Source organism: Hansschlegelia beijingensis, from assembly GCF_045505405.1.
Classification (GTDB): domain Bacteria; phylum Pseudomonadota; class Alphaproteobacteria; order Rhizobiales; family Methylopilaceae; genus Methylopila; species Methylopila beijingensis_A.
On record NZ_JBJKEX010000226.1, the window covers coordinates 1 to 4,906 of the forward strand.

The 4,906-nt window shown below is 70.7% G+C and carries 5 protein-coding genes and 1 pseudogene; 4 read left to right on the top strand and 2 right to left on the bottom strand.

The annotated features are described in order from the left end of the window. The 3 genes and pseudogenes from ACIKT0_RS12910 to ACIKT0_RS12920 all read left to right on the top strand — a co-directional run. Window positions 1-240, top strand: a pseudogene (locus ACIKT0_RS12910) (methylmalonyl-CoA mutase family protein); the annotation flags it as partial. Then, window positions 237-2,396 carry a methylmalonyl-CoA mutase gene (gene scpA / locus ACIKT0_RS12915; protein WP_407105732.1) on the top strand — a complete coding sequence of 720 codons (2,160 nt, stop codon included), beginning with the start codon at window positions 237-239 and terminating at the stop codon, window positions 2,394-2,396. The pseudogene ACIKT0_RS12910 and the gene scpA, both read left to right, overlap by 4 nt. Beyond that, window positions 2,393-2,614 carry a hypothetical protein gene (locus ACIKT0_RS12920; protein WP_407105733.1) on the top strand — a complete coding sequence of 74 codons (222 nt, stop codon included), beginning with the start codon at window positions 2,393-2,395 and terminating at the stop codon, window positions 2,612-2,614. The genes scpA and ACIKT0_RS12920 overlap by 4 nt, the downstream gene beginning before the upstream one ends. A gap of 21 nt (window positions 2,615-2,635) precedes the next feature. On the opposite strand, the gene ACIKT0_RS12925 is transcribed toward ACIKT0_RS12920, so the two are convergent. Beyond that, window positions 2,636-2,833, bottom strand: coding sequence for a CsbD family protein (locus tag ACIKT0_RS12925; protein WP_407105734.1), 198 nt, complete (start codon window positions 2,831-2,833; stop codon window positions 2,636-2,638). A 159-nt stretch (window positions 2,834-2,992) separates the two neighbouring features. Here ACIKT0_RS12925 and meaB point away from each other — a divergent pair, with 159 nt between their 5' ends. Next, a complete protein-coding gene (gene meaB, locus ACIKT0_RS12930; protein ID WP_407105735.1) occupies window positions 2,993-3,985 on the top strand; it encodes a methylmalonyl Co-A mutase-associated GTPase MeaB in 993 nt (330 codons plus the stop codon). Between the two features lie 22 nt (window positions 3,986-4,007). On the opposite strand, the gene ACIKT0_RS12935 is transcribed toward meaB, so the two are convergent. After that, a partial coding sequence (locus ACIKT0_RS12935) for an AraC family transcriptional regulator (RefSeq protein WP_407105736.1) occupies window positions 4,008-4,906 on the bottom strand: 899 nt, incomplete at its 5' end.

Consider the following 4,906-nt stretch of genomic DNA (forward strand, 5'->3'; position numbering starts at 1 on the left):
CCGCTCGCTTTTCTGTGCGGCGCCGACGACGCCTATGGCGAACAGGCGGCGGCCTTCGTGGCGGCGCTGCGCGAGGCGGGCGCGACGGTGTGGCTCGCGGGCCGTCCCAAGAACGCCGCAGAACTGCAGGAGGCGGGCGTCGGCCGCTTCGTCGCCGCCGGAGACAACGCGCTTGACGTTCTCCGGGAAGCGTCGAAGCTCGCTTCGGTCGTGGACGCGCGCGCCGGAGAGGCATCATGACCGCGAAGCTTCCCGATTTCGCAGCGATCGAGTGGCGCCGGCCGGACCTCGCGCCGCCCGCGCCGGCCGCCGAGCCCTGGATCACGCCGGAAGGCATCGCGGTCGCGCCGCTCTACGGCGAGGCCGATCTTGCCGGGCTCGAAGGCCTCGACACCTGGCCGGGGCTCGCGCCGTTCATCCGCGGCCCCTACCCGACCATGTACGCCTCGCAGCCCTGGACGATCCGGCAGTATGCCGGCTTCTCCACCGCCGAGGACTCCAACGCCTTCTACCGCGCGAACCTCGCGGCGGGGCAGACCGGCGTGTCGGTCGCCTTCGACCTCGCGACCCATCGCGGCTATGACAGCGACCATCCGCGGGTCGCGGGCGACGTCGGCATGGCGGGCGTCGCGATCGACTCGATCTACGACATGCGCACGCTGTTCGACGGCATCCCGCTCGAAAAGATGACCGTGTCGATGACGATGAACGGGGCCGTGTTGCCGGTCCTCGCGCTGTTCATCGTGGCGGGCGAAGAACAGGGCGTGCCGCAGGAGAAGCTGGCCGGGACCATTCAGAACGACATTCTGAAGGAGTTCATGGTCCGCAACACCTACATCTACCCGCCGCAGCCCTCGATGCGGATCGTCTCGGACATCTTCGCGCACACGTCCGAGCACATGCCGAAGTTCAACTCGATCTCGATCTCCGGCTATCACATGCAGGAGGCCGGAGCGACGGCCGACCTCGAGCTCGCCTACACGCTCGCCGACGGCGCCGAATACGTCCGCGCCGGCATGGCGGCCGGGCTCGACATCGACCGTTTCGCGCCGCGCCTGTCGTTCTTCTGGGCGATCGGCATGAACGTGTTCATGGAGATCGCCAAGATGCGGGCCGCGCGCCTCATCTGGACGAAGCTCATGACCGACCTCGGGGCCCAGAACCCGAAGTCGCTGCCTCTCAGGACCCACAGCCAGACCAGCGGCTGGTCGCTCACGGCGCAGGACGTCTACAACAACGTTATCCGCACAACGCTCGAGGCGATCGCCGCCACCCAGGGCGGCACCCAGTCGCTGCACACCAACTCGTTCGACGAGGCGCTGGCGCTGCCGACGGACTTCTCCGCCCGTATCGCCCGCAACACCCAGCTGGTGCTGCAGATGGAGAGCGGCACGACGCGCTTCATCGACCCGTGGGGCGGCTCGGCCTATGTGGAGCGCCTGACGCACGACCTCGCCGCCAAGGCGCTCGCCCACATCGCCGAGATCGACCGGCTGGGCGGCATGGCCAAGGCGATCGAGGCCGGCGTGCCGAAGCTGCGCATCGAGGAGGCCGCCGCCACCACGCAGGCGCGCATCGACTCCGGCGAGCAGACGGTGGTGGGCGTCAACAAGTACAAGGTGCTGCAGAACGAGACGCTCGACGTCCGCCAGATCAAGAACGCCGAGGTGCGCGCCGCGCAGGAGGCCAAGCTCAAGCGCCTGCGCGAAGAGCGCGACCCGAAGGCCGTCGAGGCGGCGCTGACCGCGCTCGAGAACGGAGCGCGCGGAAACGGCAACCTGCTCGCGCTGTCGATCGAGGCGGCGCGGGCCAAGGCCACCGTCGGCGAGATCACCGAGGCGATGGAGAAGGTGTTCGGCCGGCACAAGGCGGAGATCCGCTCGATCTCCGGCGTCTACAAGCGGGAGGCCCGCGCCATGGGCGCGATCGAGGACGTGCAGGCGCAGGTGACGGCTTTCGAACGCGCCGACGGGCGCCGGCCGCGCATCCTTGTCGCCAAGGTCGGTCAGGACGGCCACGACCGCGGCCAGAAGATCATCGCCTCGGCCTTCGCCGACCTCGGTTTCGACGTCGACATCGGGCCGCTGTTCGCCACCCCAGAGGAGGCCGCGCGGCAGGCGATCGAGAACGACGTGCACGTGGTCGGCATCTCGACCATGACCGCCGGCCATCTGACGCTTGTGCCGGCGCTGCGCGACGCGCTCCGCGCCGAGGGGCGCGAGGACATCATGATCGTGGTCGGCGGCGTGATCCCGCCGGTCGATTATCCGGCGCTGAAGGATGCGGGCGCGAGCCTGATCTTCCCGCCCGGCACGGTGGTGGCCGAGGCCGCCAAGGAGCTGATGCGGCTGCTCAGCGCGCGGCTCGGCTATACGGAGGCTCAGGCGGCCGAATGAGCGATATCGACGACACCCCCGAGGAGCCGTCGCCCGAGCTGGTCGAGGCGATGGCGAAGCAGCTGTTCCGGTCGGAGAACCCGCCGTCGCTGCTTTGGGACACCAAGTTGTTCGAGGCTTCCGGGCGCTCGACCGAAGGATTTCAGGTGGCGACCGACGAAGCGCGCGACGCCTATCGCAAGCGCGCCCACGAGATGCTGCTCGAGGCGCCGCAGTAGCGGCGCTTTAGGCGTGCAGCTTCACACCCCGAGCCGGCGACGCAGGCCGAAGGGGCGGGCCGCGTCCATCGCGCGGCCGAAGCTCGCCTGGGCCGCGCCGGCGAATTCGGTGGCCCGGCCGCGCAGCGTCAGCGTGCGGTCTCCGGTCATCCGGCCCCAAATCTGCTGCAGCCGGCCCTTGAGCTGACGATACCGGCCTTCCAAGCGATCCGCGTTCATGGCGCCCTCCCTGAGAGCTGAAACACTTTGTAACGTCTTTATGCTCCGAGAACGCTAAAGGCTTGATGACAGTTCGGACGGCGGCTCACGAAATTTCCGTGAACGGGCCTCTCCGGCCGCGTTAGCCTCCCTCCCCCGCCTCCTCCAAAGGTTTGCCGCGTGTCGCCCCAAAGGCCCGCCATCGACGTCGACGACTACGCCGCGCGCATCCGCGCGGGGGAGCGCGCCGCGCTCGCCCGCGCGATCACGCTGGTCGAAAGCCGCCGGGCCGACCACCAGGCCGCCGCCCGCGCGCTGGTGCAGTCGCTGCTGCCCGAGACCGGCAAGGCCATGCGGATCGGGATCACCGGCGTGCCGGGCGTCGGCAAGTCGACCACCATCGACGCGCTCGGCTCTCGCCTCACCGCGGCCGGCCACAAGGTGGCGGTGCTTGCGGTCGACCCGTCCTCGACCCGGACCGGCGGCTCGATCCTCGGCGACAAGACGCGCATGAACCGGCTGGCGCTCGACCCGAACGCCTATGTGCGGCCCTCGCCCTCCGCCGGCACGCTGGGCGGCGTCGCGGCCAAGACGCGCGAGTCGATGCTGCTCGCGGAAGCCGCCGGCTTCGACGTGATCCTGGTGGAGACCGTCGGCATCGGCCAGTCGGAGGTCGCGGTCGCGGACATGACGGACGTCTTCCTCGTCCTGATGCTGCCGGGCGCCGGCGACGAGCTGCAGGGCATCAAGAAGGGCGTGCTGGAGATCGCCGACATCATCGCCGTGAACAAGGCCGACGGCGACGGCGCCGCGGGGGCCCGGGCGGCCGCCGCCGAGTACAAGGCCGCGCTGCGGATCCTCGACGCCCAGTCCGGCGCCTGGGAGCCGGAGGTGCTGACGATTTCCGGCCGCGCCGACCTGAACCTCGACACGCTCTGGTCGCGCGTGCTGGCCTGCCGCGCCGCTCGGGAAGCGGCAGGCGAACTCCGCGCCCGGCGCGAGCGCCAGCAGGTGCGGTGGATGTGGACAATGGTGGAGGCGCGCTTCCGCGAGCGCCTCGCCGAGGATCCGCGGCTGGCCGAGCGGCTTCCCGCCCTGGAGCGCGCCGTCGCCTCGGGCGAGACCGCCCCCACGATGGCGGCCGACGAGATCGCCCGCGTGCTGGGTTTCTGAGCCGAAGGAGCCGGAAGGCCGTTCAACCCCGTCGCTCTCGCCACCGGCTCGGGGTCGCCCCGGTCCAGCGTCGGAACGCCCGGGAGAAATGCGCCACGTCGGCATAGCCAAGCCGGGCGGCGGTCTCGGTCACCGACAGTCCGCCAGCGCCGAGCAGCTCGATGGCGGCGTCCCGATGATCCTCCGCCCTGAGCGCCGCGTAGGACGTGCCCGACCGTGACATCAGCCTCTGCAGGCTGCGCGGCGTCATCCCGAGGCGGGCCGCGACCGCCGCCAGTCCGAAACGGCCGAGATCGCGCTCGATCCCGATCATGATCCTGGCGACGCCGCTCACGTCGTCCGCTTCCGGCACGGGCGCTCCGGGGGCCCCCTGCTTCGTTCCGGCCGCGGTGGGCGTCGCACAGTCGAGCAGCGCGGCGGGAAAGATCACCGCCGCCCGCGGCCCCGGGGCGATCTCGGCCCCGAAGACGTCCTCCGCCGCCGCCCTTCCCTGAAGCGCCCCCGGAACCTCGACCCGGTCCGGCGTCCAGGACGCGCCGGCGAAGCTCCGGATGATGCTGAGCATGTAGCCGAGCGCCAGAAGCTCGTTTTTCTGGCGCCCGGTCTTGAGCGGCGCGGTCACCCGGTAGGACCAGACCGCCTGGCCCTGCCGCACCTGAAGCTCCATCTGCGTCGCCGCCTGCAGCAGGCGGCCATAGTCGAGATAGGCGCGGACGATCCCGGCCCCGAGATCCGGGAAGGACATGAGGTGATCGGCGTAGGGGCCGAGACCCTGCACGCCGGCCTCGGTCGCAAGCCGGGCCGGCAACGCGTCGTCTCCGATCAGCCGCGCGGCCGCCTCCACAAGGCGGAACTGGTCGCGCAGCAGGATCAGCGAGTCCGGCCGCTCCAGCGTGCGGGCCGGAAGGTCGGCCGCCCGCA